Below are 4,029 nucleotides of genomic sequence, written 5' to 3' on the forward strand. Positions count from 1 at the left end.
TCGAGCGCCTTCTTCCTGTCCGCCCGTGTGCCGGTATATACATGCTCGAACAGTCTGGGTACATACCGTATGTACTTTCTGTCCACCGCCCGATGATACACCGAGCGTACCGTCTTGATGTAGGTGGATACGGTGTTCCAACTGCAGTTCCTCTGCCTGAGGTAGTTTTCGAATCTCTTCAGTACGGTCGGGCTCAGCCTGCGCATGGGCATCGGCTGCCATTTGGTGAATGCCGAGAATGCATTCACCGCTGACTGGTAGATGTGTGCCGTCCCCCACCTGCCGCCTTCCCGGAGTTCCTCGATGACTGAGGAGAACATCTCTTGTAAGGTAATTTCATTTCTATTCATTTCCAATTTATTTATAAAAGGTTTATTCTGCAATATAAATAAATTAGATGAATATAAGGGAGACGAATATATTTCTTATATTTGCGAGAAACTTCGCATTGAAAATTGCAATACGAATACACCATACTGACTATACTCATTGGTGGAATTAAATAATTGAACACTATATGTCACTGCCAATAAACATAGAAGACCTGCTGCATCGTAATAAAGTGGAAAGTAATCGGGATTTCTTGAAAGAATTGGACTTGACAGAAGGTCGCTGCACCGGAATTCCTACAATCCAAGATGGGCTGGCTAAAAACGGTTCACCACGTGCTTCTATCGAAACCGATGAGGAACGCAGTTACTTCCTCATGTTCATACCCGTACATGAAGGATGCGGTAATGTAGTCAGAATGAAGGACAATACCGGAACATCACTGAGTAATATGGGGCAGGATGAAACTAATGTTGCCCAAAGATTGCCCAAAGATTGCCCAAAGTACATTGGAAGCAATTATACAAGATCCATATATAACCATTGGACAGTTGAGTGAAGTGCTAAAACTTTCTGAGAGAACAATAAAAAATAGAATAGTGCTGCTTAAACGGGAGGGACTGATAACTCGGATTGGCAGTAGAACATCGGGGTACTGGGAAGTGTTTAACAACGTGTAATAGTCAAGACTTGTTCTGACAGTTGGTTTATTATTGGAGGCACTATAAAAGAAGAGTGGATATAATCTTTTGTAAGACTATATCCACTCTTTTATTTATTATCTTCTAATAACTTGTTTACTTTTAGTTATTAGTGATAGTAGAGCTTACAGGAACTGTAATGAAATCAGTCTTGATGGTACCCCAACCATATTCTACGGTAACTTTAACGTAGATATTGAATGCTGAAACTTTAGTACCATTGTTCTTGTAAGTGATGAAACCATACTGAGAAGTCTTAGCATCATCACCGCTACCCATTGTGGTATTTGTGTTAGCTTTCAACTCTACCGTTACAGGAACAGCCTGACGAACACCGTTCAAGTCACATTCTGCATTATCCACATCGGCAGTAATTGTGAATGGTCCGTAGAAGCCCCAGTAATTAGCATAGTCACTGAAGTAGCGATCACGCCAGTCGTAAGGAGCAATCAAGTCTTCCAAGCGGATGAATGAACCCTTTTCACCAAAGTCAACAGCGTCGATGAAGTTATCAGCAGCTTGTTCAGCAATGTTGACCGGACGGATGAAATTAGCCTGGAAGTGATCTTCATTATCAAATGTAATAGTAACTACCTTAGTCTCATCATCGCATACACGACCAGTAGCACCAATATAAGTGTACATAGCGCCAGTATTCAACAATTGCTTGGCAATAGCACTATTCTTGTTATAGGTTACAGTGTTAGGAGCGGTAGAACCAGCATTGTTAATAACAGCTATCTCTTCTTTTACGCCGCCTACTGTAGCGTATAATGTCGTACCATCTGCATCTGTTGTGAAGACTACATTAATATCACCAATCTTAGTGATATTCTTGATGTCATCAGCGCAGAAGAAGTATTCTATACCAGTCACTGCTTTGTCAAGTTTCAGTACGCCCGGAGTTCCTTCCGTACTATTCTTTGCCCAAGTTGTGAACGGAGAATTCAAATCATTAACAAATGTACAGTGAGTTGGGTCAGCATCTGTCGTGCTACTTGGTACGGCAACATTAAACTTGGTATAAGTTTTGTCTGCATCCCAATAGTTGGAGATGAAGTCGGCTTTTGCTACATTGTAAGACTTCTGGATATCTTCTACCGTAGCTTTCAGTACCAATTCAACATAAGCACCTGTTTGATTTTCACCTGCATAATATCTTACACGGTGAGTCAGCTGCTTGCTGGCATTTTCCCACAAAGCGTCTTTAGAGATAGTCCATTTGATTACGTGAGTAGCTTGAGTTTCTGCATCTGTTGTTTCTTCACAAGTACCCAAATCTGCCGGAGTCTGGTTTGCACCATAGTCGTAGAAATACGGATAAGTTGCGTGGAATTGTTCTTTACTCAAACCGATTTCATTGTATACCTGAACGTTCATATCCTTAACTGTTGACAGTTTTGAAGCTGCAGCATCATCGCAATCATACTTGAAGTTTTCGATAGTCAGTTCATATTGGTTAGTAACAGGAGCGCTTGTCTCATCTGCAATGAATACCTTGATGTAAGCTACCTTTACAAGGTTCTCGCCATCCATCAAACGAACACGTACGATAGGAGTACGGCCAATAGCTGCACGGCCTTCGGTTTCATACACTTTCGGGGTCAAAACGCCATCAGCCAAAGTCACGAAGTCTGCCTGATCGGTTACAGGATTACCTACCTTATAGTTCTTTACCACATCAAAAGCAAAGCTCAGGCCAAGTTTCTCCAAATCAGCAACCTTGATTTTGTCACCACCTTCACATGCCAATTCATGAGCTTCTACGCATTTCGTCAAGTCTAAGCTCTGGTTGTAAACAACAATGGTATCACAGTATGTTTTAGATTCTGCCTCAGTATTTCCTTCTGCCCAAACAACCTTTTGATTGTATGCGTCAGCATCTACAGCAGCAATTTTAGTTCTATAGTGCTCGTCTTTATCAGCGATACCTTTCTTTGCAGCTTCGGCAGCCGGGTCAGCGATAGCCAAGTCACTCAAATCTTTCTTGAATACTGTAGCATAATCAGAAGTAACATCTTCACCATTTTCTTTCTCTACATTCAATGCAAACACAGAAATCTTTTCTTCTGTAGCGGCTATTCCCTTGATATTGACTTTGACCTTCAAAATACCATCCGTAAAGGAAACGAATTCGGGAGTCATTGCAAAATCATTGGAAGCAGCAGCACGTGAACTGATATAATCCACGTTCGGTTTCACCATGAATGAAAGTTTGTCTTTCAGTTCATTAACGTTGGCATTGGCCGGATTTACATGATATTCGGCATAGACAACCGGATTGATAGTGGTGCTGGTAGCTGCAGCTGTCGTTTTTTCCGATTTAGAATCCTTTTCAGATAAAGTCAGTGCTTTATAAGCATAGGAATCATAAGTCAACCCCTGCACACCATCAACATACACTTGCGGGATGAAAACCAAGCTACGCAAATTGTTGGTCTTTGAAATTGTAACACTGCCTGTCGTTCCATCAGCCTTTGTCACATTGTATAGAATCACATCATTGCCATCCTCTACAGCAGTAATGCCCGTACCTTTCCAAGAGATATTGGTAGATTCCTTTAAGGTACCATCAGCATTGTAGATGTCAAAGTTCCCAGTTGTTTCATTAGGCTTATAGTAGCAACCATCACCACCTTTTTCGCCAACGGCTTTATAAGCCTGTTTTACGTCATCTTTATACCAATAGCCATCCTCTCCGATGCTCCATACTGCAGCATTTGTGCCATTTGAGCCATTGGTAATTTCATAAGAATTACCATTGCTAAGAGTAATAGTGATGCCATTTGCTCCCTTGACTACCCCTGTTATTACGCTACCGTCTGAAATCAGCTTATTAATCTGATCTATAGCCTTAGCGTTTTCATCAATTTGCTTCTGTAAGTTTTCGATGTCATCATCATAATCCTTACAAGAAACAAATGTACCTGCAGTACCAACCATTAAGGCACTGAACAGGATCACACTTAGAAACTTTTTGTTCATAATTGAAAACTTT

The 4,029-nt window shown here is 41.2% G+C and carries 3 protein-coding genes; 1 reads left to right on the forward strand and 2 read right to left on the reverse strand.

Annotated elements, in window-relative coordinates; genetic code table 11:
- Positions 1-350 (reverse strand): phage integrase SAM-like domain-containing protein (locus DWX62_RS04945; RefSeq protein WP_207806018.1); only part of this gene is annotated, 350 nt, incomplete at its 3' end.
- A 167-nt stretch (positions 351-517) separates the two neighbouring features.
- Between DWX62_RS04945 and DWX62_RS04950 the strand changes: the two genes are divergently transcribed.
- Positions 518-889 carry a hypothetical protein gene (locus DWX62_RS04950; protein WP_005833603.1) on the forward strand — a complete coding sequence of 124 codons (372 nt, stop codon included), beginning with the start codon at positions 518-520 and terminating at the stop codon, positions 887-889.
- A 244-nt stretch (positions 890-1,133) separates the two neighbouring features.
- Here the strand turns inward: DWX62_RS04950 and DWX62_RS04960 are convergent, their stop codons facing one another.
- Entirely contained in the window at positions 1,134-4,016 is a 2,883-nt protein-coding gene (locus tag DWX62_RS04960) for a PL29 family lyase N-terminal domain-containing protein (RefSeq protein WP_008661927.1), read from the reverse strand.
- Positions 4,017-4,029 lie beyond the last annotated feature (13 nt).

Origin of the sequence: Bacteroides sp. AF20-13LB, assembly GCF_003603065.1 — a bacterium.
Lineage (GTDB): Bacteria > Bacteroidota > Bacteroidia > Bacteroidales > Bacteroidaceae > Bacteroides > Bacteroides uniformis.

Excerpts from the sequence above, each read along its gene's own strand:
- DWX62_RS04950 (WP_005833603.1), top strand. The coding sequence starts at position 518 with ATGTCACTGCCAATAAACATAGAAGACCTGCTGCATCGTAATAAAGTG.
- DWX62_RS04960 (WP_008661927.1), bottom strand. The coding sequence starts at position 4,016 with ATGAACAAAAAGTTTCTAAGTGTGATCCTGTTCAGTGCCTTAATGGTT.